At 65.7% G+C, this 21,377-nt stretch carries 22 protein-coding genes and 4 tRNA genes; 15 read left to right on the forward strand and 11 right to left on the reverse strand.

What is annotated here, in order from left to right:
• Nucleotides 1-3: 3 nt before the first annotated feature.
• The 4 genes from IEX25_RS04515 (at nucleotide 4) to IEX25_RS04530 (ending at nucleotide 2,512) form a co-directional block, all read left to right on the forward strand.
• The gene (locus IEX25_RS04515; RefSeq protein WP_188714196.1) at nucleotides 4-501 is read left to right on the forward strand and encodes a metal-dependent hydrolase; all 498 of its coding nucleotides are present in this window, start codon (nucleotides 4-6) and stop codon (nucleotides 499-501) included.
• 31 nt (nucleotides 502-532) lie between these two features.
• Nucleotides 533-1,249, forward strand: a complete 717-nt coding sequence (gene trmB, locus IEX25_RS04520; RefSeq protein ID WP_188714197.1) for a tRNA (guanine(46)-N(7))-methyltransferase TrmB — start codon at nucleotides 533-535, stop codon at nucleotides 1,247-1,249.
• A gap of 66 nt (nucleotides 1,250-1,315) precedes the next feature.
• Nucleotides 1,316-1,405: transfer RNA gene (locus tag IEX25_RS04525), tRNA-Ser, on the forward strand.
• A gap of 525 nt (nucleotides 1,406-1,930) precedes the next feature.
• On the forward strand, nucleotides 1,931-2,512 hold the full coding sequence (locus tag IEX25_RS04530) for a hypothetical protein (RefSeq protein ID WP_188714198.1): 582 nt from the start codon (nucleotides 1,931-1,933) through the stop codon (nucleotides 2,510-2,512).
• Here IEX25_RS04530 and IEX25_RS04535 read toward each other — a convergent pair.
• Nucleotides 2,509-4,179 (reverse strand): formate--tetrahydrofolate ligase, encoded by a 1,671-nt coding sequence (locus tag IEX25_RS04535; protein ID WP_188714199.1) that lies wholly within the window; start codon nucleotides 4,177-4,179, stop codon nucleotides 2,509-2,511. The genes IEX25_RS04530 and IEX25_RS04535 overlap by 4 nt on opposite strands.
• Nucleotides 4,180-4,249: 70 nt before the next feature.
• The gene (locus IEX25_RS04540) at nucleotides 4,250-4,837 is read right to left on the reverse strand and encodes a uracil-DNA glycosylase family protein (protein ID WP_188714200.1); all 588 of its coding nucleotides are present in this window, start codon (nucleotides 4,835-4,837) and stop codon (nucleotides 4,250-4,252) included.
• A gap of 138 nt (nucleotides 4,838-4,975) precedes the next feature.
• Between IEX25_RS04540 and IEX25_RS04545 the strand changes: the two genes are divergently transcribed.
• Genes IEX25_RS04545 through kdsA form a run of 3 tightly spaced genes read left to right on the forward strand, consistent with a single transcriptional unit; the run spans nucleotide 4,976 to nucleotide 8,176 of the window.
• Complete coding sequence (locus IEX25_RS04545) at nucleotides 4,976-5,629, forward strand: ABC transporter ATP-binding protein (protein WP_188714201.1); 654 nt, start codon at nucleotides 4,976-4,978, stop codon at nucleotides 5,627-5,629.
• Nucleotides 5,613-7,337 (forward strand): KpsE/RkpR family capsule polysaccharide export protein, encoded by a 1,725-nt coding sequence (locus IEX25_RS04550; RefSeq protein WP_188714202.1) that lies wholly within the window; start codon nucleotides 5,613-5,615, stop codon nucleotides 7,335-7,337. The genes IEX25_RS04545 and IEX25_RS04550 overlap by 17 nt, the downstream gene beginning before the upstream one ends.
• Nucleotides 7,334-8,176: a 3-deoxy-8-phosphooctulonate synthase gene (kdsA, locus tag IEX25_RS04555; protein WP_188714203.1), complete on the forward strand. Its 843-nt coding sequence runs from the start codon at nucleotides 7,334-7,336 to the stop codon at nucleotides 8,174-8,176. Before IEX25_RS04550 ends, kdsA begins: the two co-directional genes overlap by 4 nt.
• On the opposite strand, the gene IEX25_RS04560 is transcribed toward kdsA, so the two are convergent.
• On the reverse strand, nucleotides 8,173-9,345 hold the full coding sequence (locus tag IEX25_RS04560; protein WP_188714204.1) for a BaiN/RdsA family NAD(P)/FAD-dependent oxidoreductase: 1,173 nt from the start codon (nucleotides 9,343-9,345) through the stop codon (nucleotides 8,173-8,175). The genes kdsA and IEX25_RS04560 overlap by 4 nt on opposite strands.
• Before the next feature lie 94 nt (nucleotides 9,346-9,439).
• On the opposite strand from IEX25_RS04560, the gene IEX25_RS04565 reads away from it, so the two are divergent.
• A tRNA-Gln gene (locus IEX25_RS04565) sits at nucleotides 9,440-9,514 on the forward strand.
• A gap of 33 nt (nucleotides 9,515-9,547) precedes the next feature.
• Here IEX25_RS04565 and ade read toward each other — a convergent pair.
• On the reverse strand, nucleotides 9,548-11,242 hold the full coding sequence (gene ade / locus IEX25_RS04570) for an adenine deaminase (RefSeq protein ID WP_188714205.1): 1,695 nt from the start codon (nucleotides 11,240-11,242) through the stop codon (nucleotides 9,548-9,550).
• 72 nt (nucleotides 11,243-11,314) lie between these two features.
• Nucleotides 11,315-11,392: transfer RNA gene (locus IEX25_RS04575), tRNA-Arg, on the reverse strand.
• A gap of 150 nt (nucleotides 11,393-11,542) precedes the next feature.
• Between IEX25_RS04575 and IEX25_RS04580 the strand changes: the two genes are divergently transcribed.
• Nucleotides 11,543-11,833 (forward strand): hypothetical protein, encoded by a 291-nt coding sequence (locus IEX25_RS04580; RefSeq protein ID WP_188714206.1) that lies wholly within the window; start codon nucleotides 11,543-11,545, stop codon nucleotides 11,831-11,833.
• 374 nt (nucleotides 11,834-12,207) lie between these two features.
• Here IEX25_RS04580 and IEX25_RS04585 read toward each other — a convergent pair.
• The 4 genes from IEX25_RS04585 to IEX25_RS04600 form a co-directional block, all read right to left on the reverse strand.
• A tRNA-Arg gene (locus IEX25_RS04585) sits at nucleotides 12,208-12,284 on the reverse strand.
• Nucleotides 12,285-12,343: 59 nt separating this feature from the next.
• Entirely contained in the window at nucleotides 12,344-13,366 is a 1,023-nt protein-coding gene (locus IEX25_RS04590; protein ID WP_188714207.1) for a hypothetical protein, read from the reverse strand.
• An 89-nt stretch (nucleotides 13,367-13,455) separates the two neighbouring features.
• Nucleotides 13,456-14,364 (reverse strand): RNA polymerase sigma factor RpoH, encoded by a 909-nt coding sequence (rpoH, locus tag IEX25_RS04595; RefSeq protein WP_103172871.1) that lies wholly within the window; start codon nucleotides 14,362-14,364, stop codon nucleotides 13,456-13,458.
• A gap of 141 nt (nucleotides 14,365-14,505) precedes the next feature.
• Complete coding sequence (locus IEX25_RS04600) at nucleotides 14,506-15,528, reverse strand: RluA family pseudouridine synthase (RefSeq protein ID WP_188714208.1); 1,023 nt, start codon at nucleotides 15,526-15,528, stop codon at nucleotides 14,506-14,508.
• Between IEX25_RS04600 and IEX25_RS04605 the strand changes: the two genes are divergently transcribed.
• Nucleotides 15,527-15,832 (forward strand): DUF6476 family protein, encoded by a 306-nt coding sequence (locus tag IEX25_RS04605; protein ID WP_188714209.1) that lies wholly within the window; start codon nucleotides 15,527-15,529, stop codon nucleotides 15,830-15,832. The two genes, IEX25_RS04600 and IEX25_RS04605, sit on opposite strands and share 2 nt — an antisense overlap.
• On the opposite strand, the gene IEX25_RS04610 is transcribed toward IEX25_RS04605, so the two are convergent.
• The gene (locus tag IEX25_RS04610) at nucleotides 15,823-16,071 is read right to left on the reverse strand and encodes an accessory factor UbiK family protein (protein ID WP_103172868.1); all 249 of its coding nucleotides are present in this window, start codon (nucleotides 16,069-16,071) and stop codon (nucleotides 15,823-15,825) included. The genes IEX25_RS04605 and IEX25_RS04610 overlap by 10 nt on opposite strands.
• A 160-nt stretch (nucleotides 16,072-16,231) precedes the next feature.
• Between IEX25_RS04610 and lgt the strand changes: the two genes are divergently transcribed.
• From lgt to dacB, 5 genes are read left to right on the forward strand one after another with little or no spacing between them, the layout of a single operon-like run.
• Nucleotides 16,232-17,110, forward strand: a complete 879-nt coding sequence (lgt, locus tag IEX25_RS04615) for a prolipoprotein diacylglyceryl transferase (RefSeq protein WP_188714210.1) — start codon at nucleotides 16,232-16,234, stop codon at nucleotides 17,108-17,110.
• Nucleotides 17,107-18,165, forward strand: coding sequence for a class I SAM-dependent methyltransferase (locus IEX25_RS04620; protein ID WP_188714211.1), 1,059 nt, complete (start codon nucleotides 17,107-17,109; stop codon nucleotides 18,163-18,165). Before lgt ends, IEX25_RS04620 begins: the two co-directional genes overlap by 4 nt.
• On the forward strand, nucleotides 18,149-18,913 hold the full coding sequence (pgeF, locus tag IEX25_RS04625; protein ID WP_188714212.1) for a peptidoglycan editing factor PgeF: 765 nt from the start codon (nucleotides 18,149-18,151) through the stop codon (nucleotides 18,911-18,913). Before IEX25_RS04620 ends, pgeF begins: the two co-directional genes overlap by 17 nt.
• On the forward strand, nucleotides 18,913-19,503 hold the full coding sequence (locus tag IEX25_RS04630; protein ID WP_188714332.1) for a nicotinate-nucleotide adenylyltransferase: 591 nt from the start codon (nucleotides 18,913-18,915) through the stop codon (nucleotides 19,501-19,503). Before pgeF ends, IEX25_RS04630 begins: the two co-directional genes overlap by 1 nt.
• On the forward strand, nucleotides 19,500-20,861 hold the full coding sequence (gene dacB / locus IEX25_RS04635) for a D-alanyl-D-alanine carboxypeptidase/D-alanyl-D-alanine endopeptidase (RefSeq protein ID WP_188714213.1): 1,362 nt from the start codon (nucleotides 19,500-19,502) through the stop codon (nucleotides 20,859-20,861). The genes IEX25_RS04630 and dacB overlap by 4 nt, the downstream gene beginning before the upstream one ends.
• Here the strand turns inward: dacB and IEX25_RS04640 are convergent, their stop codons facing one another.
• Entirely contained in the window at nucleotides 20,862-21,284 is a 423-nt protein-coding gene (locus IEX25_RS04640) for a tellurite resistance TerB family protein (RefSeq protein ID WP_103172863.1), read from the reverse strand.
• Between the last annotated feature and the right edge of the window lie 93 nt (nucleotides 21,285-21,377).

A 21,377-nucleotide genomic window follows, 5' to 3' on the forward strand; every position in this document is an offset into this window, starting at 1 on the left:
AGGGTGCTGATCGCCCATCTTCCCGCCGGCTATCTGATAGGCGAAAGACTGGGCAGGGGGCATCGTGCCGCAGCGGGGCTGATTGCAACAGGGCTGGTCGCGTCCGTCCTGCCCGACCTTGATCTGGTGTGGTTCTATCTGGTCAATGATCGGCAGAACCTTCATCATGAATTCGTCTTTCACTGGCCGCTGTTCTGGGCGGCCTTGGCGCTGATCCTGTCGCTGATCTCGAAAGGACTGGGCTGGCGTCAGGCTTTTCCGTTCATCGGCGTAGCACTTGCCAGCCTGCTGCTTCACATGGTCCTGGACAGCGTAGCAGCCGGAATCGGCTGGCTGATGCCCTTCAGCGATGCCCAGATCAATCTTGTGGTCGTCCCGGCCCGCTACGATTGGTGGGTCCAGAGCTTTGTCCTGCACTGGACCTTCTTGCTGGAACTGGCGATCTGCGGATGGGCTGCCTTTGTTTTTGCGCGAAACCGAAGGCAGGTGGCGCGGCCTTGACGCGGCCGGCAGCGCGGTGCAATCCCCCGCCATGTCCGACACACCCAAATCCGCCTTCGACCCGAACCCGCCGCGCCGCAACTTCTATGGGCGGCGGCATGGCAAGACCCTGCGCCAAAGCCAGAAGGGCTATCTGTCCGAGGATCTGGGCGAATTGCGCCCGCGCGGCATCACCGTGGGCGACAACCCGGACCGGCGCCCCATCGACCCGGCCGCCATCTTCGGCGACGACCGCCCCATCTGGCTGGAGGTGGGCTTCGGCGGGGGCGAACACATGGTCCACATGGCCGCCCGATACCCCGATATCGGCATCATCGGCTGCGAGCCGTTCATCAACGGCGTCGCCATGCTGCTGGGCAAGATCCGCAACGCGGGCGTCACGAATGTCAGCGTTCATCCAGGGGACGCGCGCGACCTGATGGATGTGCTGCCGGATGCCTCGATCAGCCGGGCCTTCCTGAACTATCCCGACCCCTGGCCCAAGGCGCGCCATCACCGCCGCCGTTTTGTCACGCCCGAACACCTGATCCCCCTGGCCCGCGTGATGAAGTCCGGCGCCGAGTTCCGCGTGGCGACCGACATCCCCGACTATATGCGCCAGACGCTGGAGGAGGTGCCGCAGGCGGGCTTTGATCTGGTCGGCGACAGCCCGGTCGCCTGGGACGACTGGCTCAGCACCCGCTATGAACAGAAGGCCCTGCGCGAGGGCCGCGTGCCGCATTACGCCACCTTCCGCCGCAAGGGCTGAAGGCGGGGGTGACGGGGCCAAAAAAGGCTCTTGTCACCACCCCGGGCCATCCCTATACCGGCCGGCGGAGTGGTGGCCGAGTGGTCGAAGGCACACCCCTGCTAAGGGTGCAGGCGGGAAACCGTCTCGAGGGTTCGAATCCCTTCCACTCCGCCATCCTGTCCATTTCGTAGCACATGATCCCGCCCCAGTTGCGGCGCGTGAATTTTTTGCAAGTTGCGGGAACCTGTCCCGCTTTCGGCGGTTGTTCGCTTTCCCAATATCTGGTCGCTGATCCGGCCGATGCCGGAGTATCGACCAGTTTTAAATAGTTTTTCACCGTGTTTTCCATGCATTTGCAGCAATCAGGTTGGCAGGATGCAATCGAATTTATTGCCAATCCGTTAATCTGGCTTTCTAATCCAACTACGACTTTCGGAGAGGAAAACAATCATGCTGCAAGACTCCGCCTATGCGCAGTTGCTGAACTTGATTGCCGCCCGCGGCCAGCAATGGCTTCGCAACCGGATCGAACTGATGGCAAGCGGTCCCGAATCCTTGGATCGGCTGGCGGATATCGCGATTGCGGCACATGTCTGCACGGGACTTCGCGGTGCTGAAACGCCTTTGAGAACCTTTCTCCGCAGTCGAATTTCAGATGATGAATTTGATAATCTTCTTGGCAGATATCAGAACAATAAATTGAACTTCGCGAATTTCGGAGACGCGGTATTTCTGGCCGCCTCGGACGATTTCTGTTCTTCGACCCTCGCATCCGACGTCCAGACGACCGCAGTTGCGCCGGCCATGACCGGCAAGCCCAAGGCCTTGCTGCCCGAACAGGCAGAGGCCTTTCTGCGACAGCCCATCCCGGACGACCGGCTGGACGAGGGCATGATCGACACCTATGCCACGGTTCTGTCCCTTGCCTATCGGTTCGGAGCAGAAAGGCCGCGTTTTGCCAGTGCGCGCAGCTATGGCGATGCCTTTGCCAATTGCCTGCGTCTTGCGGACTGGGCGCAGCGCAAGGGCAAGCTGCTGCCCTTGGTGCAGATGATCTTCTGCCTTTGCCTGATCGACCCCGACCATGATGTCAGGGAAATGCTGGCCGATGTCATCTCCAGCCAGCGGCCGGACGGATCATTCCCGGCCCGCATCGGTTTCGGAACGGCGGACCAGGAAGACGAGGCGCTGCGGCCGACATTGGCCACCGTCGTGGCCTTGCACATGGCCATCCATCGCTGCTGGCGCACGCCGCGGCCCAATCTGCGGTTGGCTGCCTAGAACAGACCCTCGATCTGTCCCAGGTCGTTCAGGCCGATGGTTTCTGCGGCGGGATGGCGGGGCAGGCCCGGCATGGTCATGATCTGGCCGCAGATCGCCACCACAAAGCCCGCACCTGCGTTCAGCCGGACTTCGCGGACCGGAATGACATGGCCTTCCGGGGCGCCGCGCAGGTCGGGATCCGTCGAAAAGGAATACTGCGTCTTCGCGATGCAGACGGGCAGGTGGCCGTAACCCTCGGCTTCCCAGGTTTCCAGTTGGGCACGGATGCCGGGCAGGGCCTCGACATGGGCGGCGCGGTGGATGCGGGTGCAGATGGTCTCGATCTTTTGCCACAGGGGCATCGAATCGGGATAAAGGGTATGAAAGTCGGCCTGTCCCTTCTCGACCAGGGTCACGACATGACGGGCCAGGTCTTCGGCACCCGCCCCGCCCTTGGCCCAATGCTGGCACAGGATCGCGGTCACGCCGTGACGGCTGCAATAGTCCTGAAGGGCGGCAATCTCGGCCGAGGTGTCGCCGTGGAAATGGTTGACCGCCACGACCAGCGGCACGCCGAAGCTGCGCAGGTTCTCGATATGCCGGCCCAGGTTGGCGCAGCCACGCCGGACTGCGTCCACATCCTCGGTCCCCAAGTTGTCCTTGGCCACGCCGCCGTTCATCTTCAACGCGCGGACGGTCGCCACAAGCACCGCAGCGGCAGGGGAAAGCCCAGCCAGGCGGCACTTGATGTCCAAGAACTTCTCGGCCCCCAGATCGGCCCCGAAGCCTGCCTCGGTGACGACATAATCAGACAGGCGCAGCGCGGCGTCGGTGGCGATCACGCTGTTGCAGCCATGGGCGATATTGGCGAAGGGCCCGCCATGAACCAGGGCGGGGTTGTTTTCCAGCGTCTGCACCAGGTTCGGCTGCAAGGCATCGCGCAGCAGCACGGTCATGGCGCCGTCGGCCTTGAGGTCGCGCGCGGTCACCGGACGGCGGTCGCGGGTATAGGCAACGACGATCCGCCCCAGGCGGGCATGCAGGTCGTCCAGGTCGCGCGACAGGCACAGGATCGCCATCACCTCGGACGCGACGGTGATGTCGAAGCCGGTCTGGCGCACAAAACCGTTCGACACCCCACCAAGGCCCAAGACGATGTCGCGCAGCGCGCGGTCGTTCATGTCCATGACGCGGCGCCAGGTGATGCGCCGCGTGTCGATGTCCAGGTCGTTGCCCCAATAGATGTGGTTGTCGATCATCGCCGCCAGCAGGTTGTGGGCCGCTGTGATCGCGTGGAAATCGCCGGTGAAGTGGAGGTTCATCTCCTCCATGGGCACGATCTGGGCATGGCCGCCACCCGCTGCACCACCCTTCATGCCGAAGTTCGGGCCCAGGCTGGCTTCCCGGATGCAGACCGTCGCGCGCTTGCCGATGCGGTTCAGTGCGTCACCCAGGCCGACGGTCGTGGTGGTCTTGCCCTCGCCCGCCGGGGTGGGGTTGATGGCCGTCACCAGCACCAGATTGCCGCGCGGACGGGATGCCAGCCCGTCCAGCGTCTGGTGCGAAATCTTGGCCTTGTCGGGGCCGTATCGCAGGATATTGTCTTCGGCCAGGCCCAACTTGGCGGCGATGTCCGTGATGGGCAGCTTGTGCGCGGCGCGGGCGATCTGGATGTCGGTTGTCATGGACCGGGCATGGCCCGGCCCGTATCGCCTGTCAACCGGCTCCACGCCGGTATCTTACCAAAGACCGGGGTCAGTCGTTGCGCGTCAGTTCGGCCCGGACGGCGGCGCGCAGTTCCGGCAGCAGGTCGGCCGCGAACCAGGGATTGCGGCGCAGCCATCCGGTGTTGCGCCAGGACGGATGGGGCAGGGGAAAGACCGATGGGGCATGATCCCGCCAGGACGCCACCGCGCCCGTCACGTCGCGCAGCCCCAAATGCCAGCGGATCGCATGGCCGCCGACCAGAAGCGTCAGCCGGGGTTGCAATTCGGCCATGACGCTGGCTCTCCAGGTCCGTGCGCAGACGGGCGGGGGCGGCAGGTCGGACCCGCGCGCGTCATAGCCCGGAAAGCAGAAGGCCATGGGCACGATGGCGATGCGGTCACGGTCATAGAAGACCGGTTCCCCGATCCCCATCCAGTCGCGCAGCCGGTCGCCCGATCGGTCGGTGAAAGGTCGGCCGCTGAGATGCACCCGCATCCCTGGCGCCTGCCCCACGACCAGGATGCGGGCGCCCGGCTGGAACCAGGTCACGGGGCGGGGTTCATGCGCCGTGGCAGTGGCCGCAAAGCGCGGCGCGCAGAGGCGGCAGTCCTGAATGGAGCGTTCGAGCAGCGACATGAGGCAGAGATAGTGAAAATGCGCCGGGAATGAAGGGTGACAAACAAATGTGGAACATGCATCACGAAGGGGAAAACTGGACAGCGCACTCGCCTGCCCATAAGGGTTGAAGGGCTCGCGCGGCGGCAGGAAGGGCGAATGCTGGAATTCGACAACGTCTCGAAGTCGTTCTGGACGGGAACACGGCACAAGGTGATCCTGGACCGCGCCTCGTTCCGGGTCGAACTTGGCAATTCCCTGGGCATCCTGGCGCCGAACGGCGCCGGCAAGACCACGCTGATCAACATGATGTGCGGGCTGGAAAAGCCCGATGAGGGCACGATCCGGCGCAGTTGCCGCATCTCTTTCCCCCTTGGCTTCATGGGCGGCGTGGTCACGAAGCATTCGGCCAACGAAAACGCCCGTTATATCGCCCGGATCTATGGCCTGGATCCCGACTATGTGTCCGCCTTCACCCGGTGGCTGACCGATATCGACGAATATTTCGACATGCCGGTGGGCACCTATTCGGCGGGAATGCGGCAACGGTTCACCTTCGCGCTGTTGCTGGCGCTGGAATTCGATATCTATCTGATCGACGAAGGGATGCCGCAGACCACCGATGCGGCATTCAACCGCAAGGCAGGGGCGGTGCTTTACGACCGGCTGAAGACCTCGACCGTGGTGATCGTGTCCCACCTGCCCGCCACGATCGAGAAGTTCTGCCGGTCCGCCGCCATCCTGCGAGACGGGCGGCTTTACCATTTCGAATCCCTTGCTGAAGCGAAACAGTATTATGACTACACCGCCTAAGGTCCGCCGTTATCACGCCTCGGCCGCCGAATCCGTCCGGCCCTCGGCGCAGGATGGCGCGCAGCCCTCGGCCGATGCCAAGATCCGCGTCACGGTCCGCAAGCGCGTGGCGAACGCCGCGCAGGATGACGAACGCGAACGTCTGATGCGGACCGATCCGGTCGATGACGGGCTGTCGCATGTCGGCCCGGCCCCTGCCGAAGACAAGGCATCCGACGGTGATCTGGACGCGCAGCTTGCCCTGATACGCAAGGAAAACCTGTCCGACCGCCAGTTGCGCATCGCCCGGCGCATCGCCGCGCTGCACCAGATCGAGGCTGCCTCGGACGAGGAAGCCGTGCTGCGCCTGCGCCAACGCGGGATCGACCCCTCGCATCGCGCAGCCCTGAGCCAGATCCTGTCCAGCGAGGGAAGCCGCGCCCAGGCCAAGCCCGCCGCGAACACGCCCGCGATCATGCCGCGCAAGCAGGCCGCCCCGGTGCCGCAGCCCGGAACCCAGGTGGCGCCGCCGCGCCCCGACCTTCCTTCGCGCGAAGTCCTGACCGAGGAAAAGCGCGCGGCCGAAATCTTTCGCATCCAGCAGGACATCGCCCGGCGCAGACGGCGTCGGATGGCCTTGCTGGCCTTGCGTCTTCTGGCTTTTGTCATCCTGCCGACGGCCTTGGCCGGGTGGTATTACTTCCGCGTGGCCTCGCCCCTTTATGCCACCGTGTCGCAGTTCCGCATCCAGTCGGCCGAAGGCCAGGGCGGCGCGTCGGCAGGCGGGTTGGGCGGGTTGCTTGGGGGATCGCAACTGGCGACGAACACCGATTCCGTCGCTGTGCAAAGCTATCTGACATCGCGCGATGCAATGCTGCGGCTGGATGCAGACAAGGGCTTTCGGCAGGCCTTCCAGGATCCCGCCATAGATCCCGTCAAGCGTCTGGCCCCCGACGCCACGAACGAGGAGATGTTCGACCTGTACAAGAAATCGGTCAAGATCGGCTATGACCCGACCGAAGGCATGATCGACATGGAGGTGATCGCACCCGATCCGCAGCAAAGCCACGACTTCTCGCTGGCCCTGATCGCCTATGCCGAGGAGCAGGTGGACCGGATGACCTCTCGGCTGCGGGACGACCAGATGGAAGGGGCCATCGCGATCTATCAGGACGCCGAAGCCAAGGTTCTGGCGGCGCAGCGCCGCGTGCAGGAATTGCAGCAGACGCTGGGCGTCCTGGACCCGGTGGCGGAAGGGACCGTGGTGATGAACCAGGTGTCGGCCCTGGAAACGCAACTGGCGACCAAGCGGCTGGAACTTGGCCAGTTGCTGTCCAATCCCCAGCCCCTGCAAAGCCGCGTGGCCGCCTTGCGCGGCGACATCACCCGGCTTGAGGAGATGATCGCCGAAACCCGCCAGCAACTGACCCAGGGGGGCGAGGATCGCAATTCCCTTGCGCTGATCTCGGGCGAACTGCGCATCGCCGAAAGCGACCTGCTGACGCGCCAGGAACTGCTGGCGACGGCTGCGGCGCAGATGGAGGCCGCCCGGATAGAGGCCAACAAGCAGGTGCGTTACCTGTCGCTGTCGGTGGCCCCCGTCGCCCCGGACGAGGCGACCTATCCCAAGGCCTTCCAGAATACGTTGGTGGCCTTTCTGATCTTTTCGGGTATCTATCTGATGCTGTCGCTGACGGCGTCCATTCTTCGCGAACAGGTATCCACATGACCCCGCCCAAGCATATCCGCATCCGCGATCTGTCCTGCGGCAACGATCTGCCTTTGGTCGTGATCGCCGGACCCTGCCAGCTGGAAACGCTGGACCATGCGCTGATGATCGGCGAACGGATGGCAGAGGCCTGTGCGCGCGCTGGCGCGGGCTATGTCTTCAAGGCCAGCTATGACAAGGCCAATCGCACCTCGCTTTCCGGCCGTCGGGGGGTTGGGATCGACGAGGGGCTGGAAATTCTCGCCACGGTCCGTGACCGGCTGGGCTGCCCCGTGCTGACCGATGTGCATGATGCCGACCAGGCGGTTCGCGCCACGCAGGTCGCGGACGTGATCCAGATCCCGGCCTTTTTGTCGCGCCAGACGGACCTGCTGCTGGCCGCAGGCAGGACGGGCGCGGTCGTCAACATCAAGAAGGGTCAGTTCCTTGCGCCCTGGGACATGGCGAATGTCGCGGACAAGGTGGCTTCGACCGGGAACGACAACATCCTTCTGACCGAGCGCGGGGCCAGCTTCGGCTACAATACCCTGGTTGCCGACATGCGGTCGCTGCCGATCATGGCGCGGACCGGATATCCGGTGATCATGGACGCCACCCATTCCGTGCAGCAGCCGGGCGGACAGGGCGGATCGTCGGGCGGTCAGCGCGAATTCGCGCCCGTGATGGCGCGGGCGGCGGTGGCTCTTGGGGTGGCGGGCGTGTTCATCGAGACGCACGAGGATCCCGACTGCGCGCCGTCCGACGGGCCGAACATGATCCCGCTGGACCAGATGCCCGCGCTGATCTCCTCGCTGATGGCGTTCGACCGGCTGGCCAAGGCCGATCCGGTGATGGGCTAGGCCCGACCCGCCGCATCGGCCGATGCCCAGGCCCATTGGAAGTTATAGCCGCCCAGCCAGCCTGTGACATCGACGCATTCGCCGATGAAGAACAGTCCCGGCACCTTGCGCGCCTGCATGCTGCGCGCATCAAGATCGCGGGTATCGACGCCGCCCAGCGTGACCTCGGCCGTGCGATAGCCTTCGGTACCCACGGGGCGGACCTGCCAGCGGTTCACCCGCGCGCCGATGGCATCCAGCCGGGTGTTCGGCTGATCGGCCAGCCGCGCCTGTGCCAGTCCCATCTCCTCGCAGATTGCCGCGGCCAGCCGCGTGGGCAGACTGCGGCCCAAGATGGATGAAACGGACGCGCGCCCGGCCCCTGACCGTGCGGCCTTCAGGTCCGCCGCGACGTCGTGACCGGGGGCGAGGTCGATCTGCAAGCTGTCTCCCGGCTGCCAGAAGCTTGAGATTTGCAGGATCACCGGCCCGCTGAGGCCGCGATGCGTGAACAGCAGCGCGTCGCGGAACTGCCCACCCCTGTGGCTGATCCGGGCTTTGACCGAAACCCCGGCCAAAGGGCGGCACAGGGCCAGCTCCTGTTCGGCAAAGGTCAGCGGCACAAGGCCCGCACGCGTGTCCACCAGCCGCAACCCGAATCGAGTCGCAATGTCATAGGCGATGCCGGTCGCACCGATCTTCGGGATCGACTTGCCACCCGTGGCCACGACCAGTTGCGCGGCATGGATCGCGCCTTGTTCGGTGTTTACCACAAAGCCGTTTCCGTCATGGGTCACCGACTGGGGCCGGATCTGCATGCGCAGGTCCGCCCCCCGCATCCGGTCAAGAAGCATCCGGGTGATCTGCGTGGCCTTGCCGTCGCAGAAAAGCTGCCCTTGCGTCTTTTCATGCCAGGCGATCCCTGCGCGATCCACCAGGCTGACGAAATCGGAAGCCGTGAACCTGGCCAAGGCACTGGCGGCGAAGCGGGGATTGCGGGACAGGAAGCGATCCGGGGCGCTTGCCAGATTGGTGAAATTGCATCGCCCGCCCCCCGAGATTCGGATTTTTTCGCCCGGATCGCGCGCGTGGTCGATCACCATCACGCGCCGTCCCTGCCTCAGGGCGGATCCCGCACAAAACAATCCCGCCGCCCCGGCGCCCAGTATCAGAAGATCCACCTGTTCCATCCGGGCGGCATAAAGCGCCGCCGCAAGACAAACAAGTTTCGTGAATTTTCGACTTGCACCCCCCCGCGGGCTTGGCTATTCACCCCCACACAGTTGGGGCGTGGCCAAGTGGTAAGGCATCGGTTTTTGGTACCGTGTACCGTAGGTTCGAATCCTACCGCCCCAGCCAACATCATCCAAAGCATTGATCCAAGGACGATGATCATCCTGCGATGATCTCGAACCGGGTGACGTCCACCATTCCCCGGTCGGTGATCTTCAGCGCGGGAATGACCGGCAGGGCCAGGAAGGCCAGTTGCAGGAACGGTTCTTCCAGCGTCACGCCCAAGGTCCGGGCGGCCTTGCGCAGCAGGATCAGCCGGTCGCGCACGGTTTCGAAGGGATCAAGGCTCATCAGGCCGGCGACCGGCAGGGGCAGGTCGGCGATCACGCGTCCACTCTCTACCACCACGAATCCCCCCTCGATCAGTGACAGGTGGTTCGCGGCCAGGGCCATGTCGCCGTAGTCCACACCGACAACCGCGATGTTGTGATGGTCGTGACATAGCGTCGAGGCGATGGCGCCGCGCCGGAGGGAAAAGCCTTGCACGAAACCGGTCGCGATGTTGCCGTTCCGGCCATGCCGTTCGATCACTGCGATGCGGGCCAAGTCGCGGGTGGGATCGGGGCGCTTGTCGCCGTCCACGGGGGCAATGTCGCAGGTCAGGTGTTCGGTGATGATCTTGCCTTCGAGGATGCCGATCACCGGGGTCTCGCTGCGGTTTCCGGCACAGCGGAAATCCTGGGCACTGACCTTCGGTGCCTTGACCGAGGCGCGGCCCACCGGATCCAGCGGCTTTCGCGCGGCGAAGGCCGCGTCATCCACCACACGCCCGCCGCAGACCACCATCTGTGCCCGGCAGCTTTCCAGGCTGTCGAGCGCCACGATGTCGGCCCGCATCCCCGGGGCGATCAGCCCCCGATCCTTCAGCCCGAACGCCTCGGCCGCCGACAGAGAGGCGGCGCGATAAACCGCCAGCGGCGGGCTGCCGCGCCGGATCAGTTCGCGGATCATGTGGTCAAGGTGACCATGCTCCGCGATGTCCAGGGGGTTCCGGTCATCCGTGCAAAGGCACATATAAGGCGCGGTGATGTCGGTCAGGACCGGCTGCAAGGCGATCAGATCCTTGCTGACCGATCCTTCGCGGATCAGGACCCGCATCCCCATGCGCAGCTTTTCCAGCGCCTCATCCGCCGTGGTCGCTTCGTGTTCCGTGCGGATCCCCGCCGCGACATAGGCGGACAGGTCGCGGCCCGACAATTGCGGGCAATGGCCGTCGATATGGCCGCCCGCGAACAGCCGCAGCTTGGCCATGGCAGCGGGATCGCGGTGGATCACCCCGGGATAGTTCATGAATTCGGCCAGGCCGATCCCCGAAGGATGACCCATGAGGGGCGCAAGTTCCTCTGCCTCGATCCGGGCGCCCGCCGTTTCCATCTCGGTCGAGGGCACGCAGGACGACAACTGCACGCGCAGGTCCATCAACAGGCATTCGCTGGCCTTCTGGAACCAGCGGATGCCGTCGGGGCCAATGACATTCGCGATCTCGTGCGGGTCGCAGATGGCGGTGGTGACGCCCCGGGGGGTGACGCAACGGTCGAATTCATGCGGCGTGACCAGGCTGCTTTCCACATGCAGATGCGTGTCGATGAAGCCGGGCACCAGGACCAGCCCCGATACGTCGATCACCTGACGCGCTTCATAATCGCCCACCCCCGCGATCCGGTCGCCGCAGATCGCCACGTCGCCCACCATCAGCGTGCCGGTGATCAGGTCGAAGACGCGCCCGCCCCGCAGCACCAGATCGGCGGGTTCATCGCCACGTGCCTGCGCAATGCGCCGTTCCAGATCGTCCATGATGCCTCCATTCGTTCGGGTCACATGACCTGACCCGACAGGCGGCGTCCAGAGGGGGGATGCGAGGAAGGCTGGCGCACCCGCGAGGAGTTCGAACCTCGGGCCTTTGCCTTCGGAGGGCATGGACAAAGTCCATGTTCACAATCTCGCGGTGTTCGCGACTTATCACCGCAAGGCAGGCGGCGCGTCGCAGCAGCGTTGAATGGCGCCCATCGGGTCTTCTCCTACATCGAACGCAGCTGCTACGCTCCGCAAGTCGCCAGACTGCTCGACCTGTTCTCACGGTTCCGGGTCCTCTTCATGCGGGTCGATGATCTGTGGTCCACTCCCGGCAAGGCTCTAGGAAAAGTCGAGCAGTTCCTGGATGTCGAACAGGCCATCAGCACCGCGCCTGACGGGTCCTATGTCAAGGCGACCTCGGGCGCCTTGGAGGATCATCGTCCTCTCTCATCTTCGGTCCGGGCCCAACTGGATGACTTGTTCCGAGATGACATCAAGGAAACCGCAAGGCTGACCAGCCTGGATTTGTCGGACTGGCTGTCACCGGGCTATTTGGAAAACCTCAAGCCGTCGAGTGTCTTTATGGGCTAGGACCGGCCGTGATGACCTGCCGACCGGGCGCAGGCAGCGGCCTGCGCGGTGGCCCGACCGAGAACGGCCGCCTCTATGTCGTCGATGATCGAAGGAAGGGGTCGAGATCGACCTGCTAGAAGTAATGCCGCATGTCCTGAAGCCTACGGCGATCATATGGGCCATGCAGCGTGGTGCCTCGATCCGGGCTCCGCCGGCCACTTCCCGACCAGCGTCGAGACCATCGAGAAAGTCCATGCGCACCACAGCCCGAATCATCAACGGTCAGCAGTCGATGCGATGAACCAGAGGCCTGGAAAGGACGTTTTCCGCACCATAACAGGACCGACGAGAAATGATCTCTCGAAGGAACGTGACCATCTCATTGAAGGTGATGGCGCACCCGAAGGGATTCGAACCCCTGGCCTCTGCCTTCGGAGGGCAGCGCTCTATCCAGCTGAGCTACGGGTGCCTGGGGCGGTGATAACCGCAGCCGGGGCGGGGCGCAACGGCGAAAACGATATGGCGCTGTCAGCCCGCGCAGATCTGTTGCAAGGCCAGCCATTGCTCGTCGGTCAGAAGGGGACGGGCAGGGGGTGTGTTGCGGAACGGATCGCCCTCGATCAGGGGGATCACCGACTGCCCGGTCGGGTCGATGGTCCGGGCATAGGGCTCCGCCGGGATGCCGCGTTCCGCAAGGGCTTCCAGGAAGTCGGTATCGTCAGGGCGGGGCGCCGGTTCACGCAGAAGCATTGCCCCGAAGCCCTGCATCGCGTCCGCCGGCAAATGGCCCAGCGTCATCAGCCGCAAGGATGCCAGAAGCCCCGCGTGATGCACCGCAGCCTGCCGCAACATCTCGTCGGCGCTGGCAAGTTTCGCGGCAATCAGATGCGCGGCTGCGGCCTCGGGGCCGGGCGCGGTTCGCAGAAGGTCGCTGCCCATGACATAGACCTGGCCAGGCAGGCGCCGGGCCCCGCCGACGGGTCCGGGCACCACGCGGATCGCGGCTTCCGCGCCAAGCAGTTGGGGCGCCAGCCAATCCAGCACCGCCTGACCCGAATTGCGCCGGCAGACCGCACCCGCTTCGCGTTCCAGGTCGGCCAGGATCGCCATGCCCATGTCGCGTGCCTGGGCCGGTGGCGCGATGCGGGCCGCATGGGTGACCAGGGCGCCGGGAAGCCAGAAGGCCAGCCAGCCAAGCGCAGCCAGGATCGCCAGCACGATCAACCCGCCGCGCAGCCGCCCCCGGTGGGCCCGATGGCTGGCGACCGCGCCCTGAACGCGGGTGATCGCCTGGATCATCAGCGGATCGTCGATGGCCACGGTTTCATCCGCGCCTTCAAGGCCGGGGGCATAGATTGCCGGCATGTTCCCGGGGTTCAACTGGACCACGGCGGGCAGCGACCAGTGGGACAATGGCCGGTCGGTCTTGGGGTCGGACAGGACCAGCGTCGCCTCGCCCACCGACACGATCACCTCGCGCAACGGCGCATCGGGCGCAGAGCGCCACGAGCCTTGGGCTTCGAGCCGTTGAAAATCCGTAAGCGCGGTCATGTTGTTTGATCTGCCAGCCTGCCTTGGACCATAGCGACCGCGCACGGCAGGTCAATCGCGCCTGCCGGGCCGCGGCAGGATGCCCGATCCTAGAGGGCGGTGTCGGGCACCCTCATGCCCTTGTCGCGGGCCAAGACGCGCATCCGGTCCTGCAGCTTCTCGAAGGCGCGCACCTCGATCTGGCGGATGCGTTCGCGCGACACGTCATAGCGCGACGACAGGTCTTCCAGCGTCAGGGGATCGTCGCGCAGGCGACGTTCGATCAGGATGTCCTTTTCCCGGTCGTTCAGCACGTCCATGGCCTGCATCAGCATCTGGCGCCGGGTATCCAATTCCTCAGATTCGGCGAAGGCTTCGGCCTGGTTGGCGTCCTCGTCCTCAAGCCAGTCCTGCCACTGGGACGCGGATTCGCCCTCGCCGCTGCCGACGGTGGCATTCAGGGACGCGTCGCCACCCGAAAGGCGGCGGTTCATGTCGATGACTTCCTGTTCCGTCACGTTCAGGTCGTTGGCGATCTGGGCGACGTTTTCGGGGCGAAGATCCCCTTCCTCAAGCGCGCCGATGCGCGACTTGGCCTTGCGCAGGTTGAAGAACAGCTTCTTCTGCGCGCTGGTCGTGCCCATCTTCACCAGCGACCAGGACCGCAGGATGTATTCCTGGATCGACGCCCGGATCCACCACATCGCATAGGTCGCCAGCCGGAAGCCCCGTTCGGGATCGAACCGCTTGACGGCCTGCATCAGGCCCACATTGGCTTCGGAAATCACCTCGGCCTGGGGCAAGCCGTATCCGCGATATCCCATGGCGATCTTGGCGGCCAGGCGCAGGTGGGACGTCACCAGCCTGTGCGCGGCCTCGCTGTCCTGGTGATCGGCCCAGGCCTTCGCAAGCATGTATTCCTCTTCCGGCTCAAGCAGGGGGAACTTGCGGATCTCTTGCAAATAGCGGTTCAGCCCCTGTTCGGGGCTTGGGGCGGGAAGATTTCCATAATTCGCCATGGTTCGGGCCTTTCGCAACTATGCGGGGAACGCGCCCTGAAAGTGCAGGGTTCCGGCTTGCGGGTGCAACCCCAGGCAACGCTTGTGGTATCATTCTGTTTGAAATCGTGAACGGGCCAGCACCGAAGCTTCACGATTGCGTCATGATGCCGTCCGCAACAGGTTCAGCAGCCCCTGCATATCGGCGGGCAGGGGGCTGTCGAATGACAATGGCTCGCCGCTGACGGGGTGATCGAAACCCAGATGCGCCGCGTGCAGCGCCTGGCGGGGAAAGGCCGCGACATCCGTCGCAGCGGGCCCGAGCGCCTTGGCGGATGCCCGGCGTGCCCCGCCATAGACCTGATCGCCGATCAACCCCAATCCCGCATGGGCCATGTGGACCCTGATCTGGTGGGTTCGCCCGGTTTCCAGGCGGCATTCCACCAGCATCGCGGACGGAGGAGTCCCGAACCGTTCCAGCATCCGCGCCCGTGTTACCGCGTGCCGTCCCTTGTCGAAATAGACCGCCTGCCGTTGCCGGTCCGTCGCATGGCGCGTCAGGCGCGACGTGATCTTCAGCACCCCGCCATCCTCGAAGCTGACGCCCGGGGTGCCGCGCAGGCGCGGGTCGGCACCATCGATCACCCCATGTGCAAGCGCAAGATACCGGCGTTGTGCCGTATGCGATTCGAACTGTGCGGCCAGACCGTGATGGGCGCGGTCGGACTTGGCGACCACCAGCAGGCCCGACGTGTCCTTGTCGATCCGATGCACGATGCCCGGCCGCCTTTCGCCGCCAATCCCCGACAGCGTATCGCCGCAATGGGCCAGAAGCGCGTTGACCAGCGTGCCGTTGGGCGATCCCGGCGCGGGGTGGACGACCATGCCTGCGGGCTTGTCGATGACGATCAGGTCGTCATCCTCGAAGGCGATGACCAGGGGGATCGCCTCGGGGCGGGTTTCCACGGGTTCGGGTTCCGGGATCCGGATCAGATAGTCCTGCCCCTCGGCCACTCGGGCCTTGCCGTCGCGGACGACGCCGTCGGGGCCGCTGACCGCGCCATCGGCAATCAGTCGCGCCAGGCGCGACCGCGACAGGGCCGCCGCCTCTGGCACCGCAAGGGCAAGCGCCTTATCAAGACGGTCTGGCGGATCGGCCGGGATTGTGACGACAAGGTTCGACATGGATCAGGATGATAGAGACTGGAAAACGGCTGCGAAAGCGGTGCCGGAACTGCGGCTGCTGCGGTGGCTGGTGTCAGGTCTGGCCCTGGTCATGGGCCTGGGGATGATCGCAATCGTCGCGCTCTTGTGGCTGCGGCTGGGACAGCCGACGCTGCCCGACCTGCCTGACGCGGTCGCTCTGCCGGACGGCGCGCAGGCCCAGGCCGTGACCTTCGCCCGCGACTGGATCGTCGTCGTCACCGACGCGGGCGAGGTGCTGCTGTACGACCGTTCCGGCGCGCTGCGCGACCGGCTTCAGCCCTGACGGCCCGCAGACATCGCGTCCAGCCGGGCCTTCAGCTCGGCATTTTCGGTGCGGGCCTTGATGGCCATCTCGCGCACGGCCTCGAACTCCTCGCGGGTCACGAAGTCGCGATCCGCCAGCCAGCGGTCGATCCAGCCCTTCATGGCGGTTTCGGCCTCGGACTTGGCGCCGTGGGCCACGCCCATGGCATTGGTCATCAGCTTCGAGATGTCGTCAAAGAACTTGTTTTGCGTGGTCATTTGGCCTTCGCCCCTGATACGTGCTTGGCGTCCTATATGGGCCGGGCCGCGCCGGGGTTCAATGCGGGCCATGCGCGAATGCACGATGGAGGCCGGCTGCCGCCATGTTGACACCGCGCCGCCGGCCGCTAGCGTGCGCCGCGCACAAGCCCGAGGCCCCATGATCCCCTTTCCCGACATCGCCCCCGAGATTTTCACCATCAATCTTGGCGGCCTGACGCTGTCGCTGCGCTGGTATGCGCTTGCCTATCTGGCGGGGCTGCTGATCGGCTGGCGGATCATCGTGGCGATGATGCGGCGCGACCCGATCTGGGGCGACCGCGCGCCCATGGCGGCGGACCGGGTGGACGACCTGCTGACCTGGGTGATCCTGGGGGTGATCCTGGGCGGGCGGCTGGGCTTCGTGCTGTTCTACGAACCGGGATATTACCTGTCGAACCCGGCCGAGATCATCAAGGTCTGGCAGGGCGGGATGAGCTTTCACGGCGGTTTCGCCGGGGTCATCGTCGCGACCTGGGCCTTTTGCCGCGCGAACGGCATTCCCACGCTGCGGCTGGCCGATGCGATGGCGGTCGTGGCGCCCATCGGCATCTTCTTCGGCCGCATCGCGAACTTCATCAATGCGGAACTGTGGGGCCGCCCGACCGACCTGCCCTGGGGCGTGATCTTCCCCGGACAGGCCGCGCAGTCCTGTCCGGGCGTTGTCGGACCCTGCGCCCGCCATCCCAGCCAGCTTTACGAGGCGGGGCTGGAAGGGTTGCTTCTGGGGCTGATCCTGTTTGCCCTGGTCCGCGCGGGCGGGCTGCGCCGTCCCGGCCTGGCCTTTGGCGTCTTCCTGGCCGGATACGGGCTGGCGCGGATGTTCGTGGAACTGTTCCGTGTGGCGGATGCGCAATTCATCACGCCCGACAACCCCTTGGGTCATGTGATCGGCGGGCCGGTGGTCGGGCTGACGATGGGTCAGCTTCTGTCGCTGCCCATGGTGCTGATCGGGTTGTTCCTGGTCCTGCGCGCCTTGCGCCGCCCTGCCGCCAGATGACACCCCTGGCGGAAATCATCGCGGGGCGGATCCGGGCGACGGGTCCGATCACGCTGGCGGATTACATGGAGATCTGCCTGCTGCATCCGCAATACGGATATTACGCCACGCGCGATCCCTTCGGCGTTCGCGGCGACTTCACGACGGCACCCGAAATCCACCAGATGTTCGGCGAATTGTGCGGCCTTGCCCTGGCGCAGGCCTGGATGGACCAGGGGCGCCCGGCGCCCTTCACCCTGGCCGAGCCTGGGCCGGGACGCGGCACCTTGATGGCCGACATGCTGCGCGCGATCCGCAAGGCCCCCGGCATGACCGAGGCAGCCGAGGTCGCGCTGATCGAGGCATCCCCCCATCTGCGCCAGGTTCAGCGCGACCGGCTGGGCGCGATCAATCACCTGGATGGCGTCGAGGATCTGCCCGGCAAGCCCTTGTTCCTGGTTGCAAACGAATTCTTCGATGCCCTGCCGATCCGGCAATATCAGCGCGGCCCGGATGGCTGGTGCGAACGCATGGTGGGCCTGTCCGACGACGGGCTGCGCCTTGGCCTTGGCCCGGTGGTGGACCTGCCGCGTGACGGTCGGCCCGGCGACGTGGTCGAGGAATGTCCCGCAGCCCCCGCCATCGTCGAAGCCATCGCCCGCCGGATCGCCGTTCATGGCGGGGCGGCGATCCTGGTCGATTACGGGGGCTGGAACGGCTATGGCGACACATTCCAGGCGCTTCGCGACCACCGACCCGAGGATCCCCTGGCCCATCCGGGCGAGGCCGACCTGACCGCCCATGTCGATTTCGCGCCCCTTGCCGCAGCGGCGATCCGGGCAGGCGCGGTCGCCTCGCGCCCCATCCACCAGGGCGACTGGCTGATGTCGCTGGGGGCGGGGCAGCGGGCGGAACGGCTGGCGGCCGCAGGGGACGGGGGGGCGATGACGGCGCTTCGGCGCTTGACCCACCCGGATGAAATGGGTCACCTGTTCAAGGCCATGGCCATCTGGCCGAAAGGGGCGCCCCCGGTGCCCGGTTTTGACGCGCTGAGGCTTCATGCAGACCACGCTTGAGATCCTGACCCATCCCAATCTTCACGGCGTCAAGCACGGGTTCTTCACCCGCAAGGGCGGCGCGTCATCGGGGCTGTTCTCGGGGTTGAATTGCGGCCGCCGGTCCACCGACCAGACCGATATGGTGGCCCTGAACCGCGCCCGCGTCGCAACCGCCATGGGCGTTTCCGCCGATGCGCTGGCAACGGTGAAGCAGGTCCATTCCGCCGATGTGATCACGCTGCGGGATGGCGACGACATCCCGACCGTCGCCAATACCGAAGCCGACGGCATCGTCACCGCCCGCCGCGACGTCGCCCTTGCCGTGCTGACGGCGGATTGCCAGCCGATCCTGCTGGCCGACACGGATGCGGGCGTGATCGGTGCCTGCCACGCAGGCTGGCGCGGCGCGCTGGACGGCATCATCGAGGCCACGGTCGGTGCCATGCGCGACCTTGGCGCCACCCGGATCCGCGCGGTGATCGGCCCCACCATCAGCCAGCGCGCCTATGAGGTCGGACATGACTTCATGGACAGCTTCCTGGCCGAGGATCAGGCTTACGACCGCTTTTTCAGCGGCGGGCCGAACGGGCGGCCGATGTTCGACCTGCCATCCTTCGGCCTGATGCGGCTGCGCGATGCCGGGGTAGAGGCGGAATGGTCCGGGCATTGCACCTATTCCGACCCCGACAAGTTCTTCAGCTATCGACGCGCCACGCATGAAGGCAAGGCCGATTACGGCAGGCTGATCTCGGCCATCAGGCTGTGATCCGGGCAGGGCTTCCCGTCGCCGTGCCGGGGATGCGCGTCGGCCTGCTGGGGGGATCCTTCGATCCCGCGCATGAAGGCCATCTGGCGATCACCCAGGCTGCGATGCGCCGGTTCCGGCTGGATCGCGTCTGGTGGCTGGTGTCGCCCGGCAATCCGTTGAAGGCGCGGGGGCCTGCGCCGATGCCGGAACGCATTGCCCATGCGCGGCGATTGCTGGACGATCCCCGGGTTGTTGTCACGGATATCGAACGGCGGCTGGGCACGCGAATGACGGCCGATACCATTGCCGCCTTGCGCCGTCTTTATCCCGGCGTGCGGTTTGTCTGGCTGATGGGGTCGGACAACCTGGTGCAGTTTCACCGCTGGGACCGCTGGAAGCGGATCGCGGCGGCTGTCCCCATCGGCGTCTTGGCCCGGCCGGGATCGCAAACCGCCGCGCGCCATTCGGTCGCCGCGCAAGCCATGGCACAGGCGCGCCTGCCGCAAGAGCAGGCTGGAACGCTGGCCCTGCGCAGGCCGCCTGCCTGGGTGCTGGTCAACCTGCCGATGTCGCCCCAATCCTCGACCGCGCTGAGGGCGGGGCGATGATCGCCCGCCGGTCCCTGCTGGCCGGACTGGCCGCGCTGCCTGCGGCCGCCTGGGGCAGGCCGCCGGAAAAGCCCCGCTTCAAGGCGGGGCAGGCCGTCGCCCTGGGCAAGCTGCGGGGCGTCGTCGCCTATGCGCGGCTCGACGCGGAGGGCGTGGGCCTTGCCGATGCCGCGCTGGCGGATGCGCCGATGATGCCCGCAAGCACGCTGAAGGCGGTGACGGCGCTTTACGCGCTCGCCCGGCTTGGCGGTGGCCGGACCTTCGCGACACGGGTGATCCGCGCGGGCGACATGCTGGTCCTGGCGGGGGGCGGGGATCCGGTCCTGTCCACGGACGATCTTGCCCGGCTGGCCGCCGATCTTGCGGCGACGGGACAGCCTGCGCCCGCGCGCTTTGCCGTCTGGGGCGGCGCCTTGCCCCGGTTCGAGGAGATCGCCCCGCCCCAGGCCGACCACCTTGCCTATAATCCCGCGCTTTCGGGCATGATGCTGAACTTCAACCGCGTCCACCTGGGATGGCGTCAGGGCGGGTCGCAGATGTCGCTGGAGGCGAGGGCTGCGGATCATTCGCCCCGCGCCTATACGATCACCGCCGCGCCCGGCGATCAGTCGGACCTGTTTTCCTATCGCGCCGAGGATGATCGTGAAAGCTGGACCGTCGCGCGCGCGGCCGTCAGGAGCCCCGGCAGCCGCTGGCTTCCCGTCCGCAAGCCCGAACTTTACGCGGGCGATGTCTTCCAGACGCTGTGCCGGGCCAAGGGGCTTGTCCTGCCCACCCCCGAGGTGATCCAGACCCTGCCGCAGGGCGAAGTCGTCGCAAGCCATTCCAGTCCGCCCCTGCGCGAAATCCTGCGCGGGATGCTGTATTTCTCGACCAACCTGACGGCCGAGGCGGTGGGCCTTCATGCCAGCGGGGCGCGGGATCTGGAAAGCTCGGCCCAGGCGATGCAGGCATGGCTTGCCGCCCAAGGCCATGGCGCGGATTTCATCCTGGCGGATCATTCGGGCCTGTCGTCCGACAGCCGCGTCACGGCGCAGGGCATGGCCCGCCTGCTGGCAGGCCCCGGAGTCGCGGCGGGTCTGCCCGATCTCTTGAAGCTGAACCCGTTGGACGAGGATCTGGGCCGCGACCCCGCAAGGGCGGCGCAGATCCGCGCCAAGACCGGCACGCTGAACTTCGTGTCGAACCTTGCAGGCTATCTTCGCCGCCCGGACGGGACGCAATCGGCCTTCGCGATCCTGACGGCGGATGCGCAGCGGCAGGCTGCGACGGCAGGGCAGGACCTGCCGGCGGGCGTTCTGACCTGGACGCGCGATGCCAAGCAGCTTCAGCGCGACATCCTGAACCTGTGGTCCTGACTACAGGACGCGGTGGCGGACCTGGGCCGAAAGCTCGATCGCGGCGGCGTGCAGGCGCGGGATGTTCAACTGGTGCCGGATCTCGGCCAGCATCGCGACCTCGCCTTCGTACAGGCGTCCATCCGCCGCGCCCACGTCGCAGGCCAAGGCATAGGCAGTCTCATACAGTTTTTCCGGCAAGGCGTCGCGGATCAGGCCGAACAGGGCGTCGATGCCGTCCTCATGCTCGAACAGGGTTATGACCGTCTGGCTGATCGCACGGATGCGGTCGTCGTCATAGGATGCGAAAACCGGGTAATGATCGACGCTGCGCTGGATCGCCACCAGTTCCGAGGTGCGATAGGTCTGGTCGGACGCCGACACGGCAACCATCACCGCCACCAAGGCATCGCAGGGCGAGAACGAAGGCAGGTCGATGGTCATGTCTGGTCCTGTGTCAGTCGGCATCTGGTGCAAATTATTGACCATTCACCCTGCTTTCAATAAGGCGTCAAGCCTTGGAACAGGAGAAGTATG

The sequence above is a fragment of the Paracoccus acridae genome (assembly GCF_014642735.1).
GTDB lineage: Bacteria > Pseudomonadota > Alphaproteobacteria > Rhodobacterales > Rhodobacteraceae > Paracoccus > Paracoccus acridae.

Bases quoted from the DNA above. Each gene is read 5' to 3' on its own strand.
- trmB (WP_188714197.1), top strand. From the start codon at position 533: ATGTCCGACACACCCAAATCCGCCTTCGACCCGAACCCGCCGCGCCGC.
- IEX25_RS04535 (WP_188714199.1), bottom strand. From the start codon at position 4,179: ATGACAACCGACATCCAGATCGCCCGCGCCGCGCACAAGCTGCCCATC.
- IEX25_RS04540 (WP_188714200.1), bottom strand. From the start codon at position 4,837: ATGTCGCTGCTCGAACGCTCCATTCAGGACTGCCGCCTCTGCGCGCCG.
- IEX25_RS04545 (WP_188714201.1), top strand. From the start codon at position 4,976: ATGCTGGAATTCGACAACGTCTCGAAGTCGTTCTGGACGGGAACACGG.
- IEX25_RS04550 (WP_188714202.1), top strand. From the start codon at position 5,613: ATGACTACACCGCCTAAGGTCCGCCGTTATCACGCCTCGGCCGCCGAA.
- kdsA (WP_188714203.1), top strand. From the start codon at position 7,334: ATGACCCCGCCCAAGCATATCCGCATCCGCGATCTGTCCTGCGGCAAC.
- IEX25_RS04560 (WP_188714204.1), bottom strand. From the start codon at position 9,345: ATGGAACAGGTGGATCTTCTGATACTGGGCGCCGGGGCGGCGGGATTG.
- ade (WP_188714205.1), bottom strand. From the start codon at position 11,242: ATGGACGATCTGGAACGGCGCATTGCGCAGGCACGTGGCGATGAACCC.
- IEX25_RS04580 (WP_188714206.1), top strand. From the start codon at position 11,543: ATGCGGGTCGATGATCTGTGGTCCACTCCCGGCAAGGCTCTAGGAAAA.
- IEX25_RS04590 (WP_188714207.1), bottom strand. From the start codon at position 13,366: ATGACCGCGCTTACGGATTTTCAACGGCTCGAAGCCCAAGGCTCGTGG.
- rpoH (WP_103172871.1), bottom strand. From the start codon at position 14,364: ATGGCGAATTATGGAAATCTTCCCGCCCCAAGCCCCGAACAGGGGCTG.
- IEX25_RS04605 (WP_188714209.1), top strand. From the start codon at position 15,527: ATGGATCAGGATGATAGAGACTGGAAAACGGCTGCGAAAGCGGTGCCG.
- IEX25_RS04600 (WP_188714208.1), bottom strand. From the start codon at position 15,528: ATGTCGAACCTTGTCGTCACAATCCCGGCCGATCCGCCAGACCGTCTT.
- IEX25_RS04610 (WP_103172868.1), bottom strand. From the start codon at position 16,071: ATGACCACGCAAAACAAGTTCTTTGACGACATCTCGAAGCTGATGACC.
- lgt (WP_188714210.1), top strand. From the start codon at position 16,232: ATGATCCCCTTTCCCGACATCGCCCCCGAGATTTTCACCATCAATCTT.
- IEX25_RS04620 (WP_188714211.1), top strand. From the start codon at position 17,107: ATGACACCCCTGGCGGAAATCATCGCGGGGCGGATCCGGGCGACGGGT.
- pgeF (WP_188714212.1), top strand. From the start codon at position 18,149: ATGCAGACCACGCTTGAGATCCTGACCCATCCCAATCTTCACGGCGTC.
- dacB (WP_188714213.1), top strand. From the start codon at position 19,500: ATGATCGCCCGCCGGTCCCTGCTGGCCGGACTGGCCGCGCTGCCTGCG.
- IEX25_RS04640 (WP_103172863.1), bottom strand. From the start codon at position 21,284: ATGACCATCGACCTGCCTTCGTTCTCGCCCTGCGATGCCTTGGTGGCG.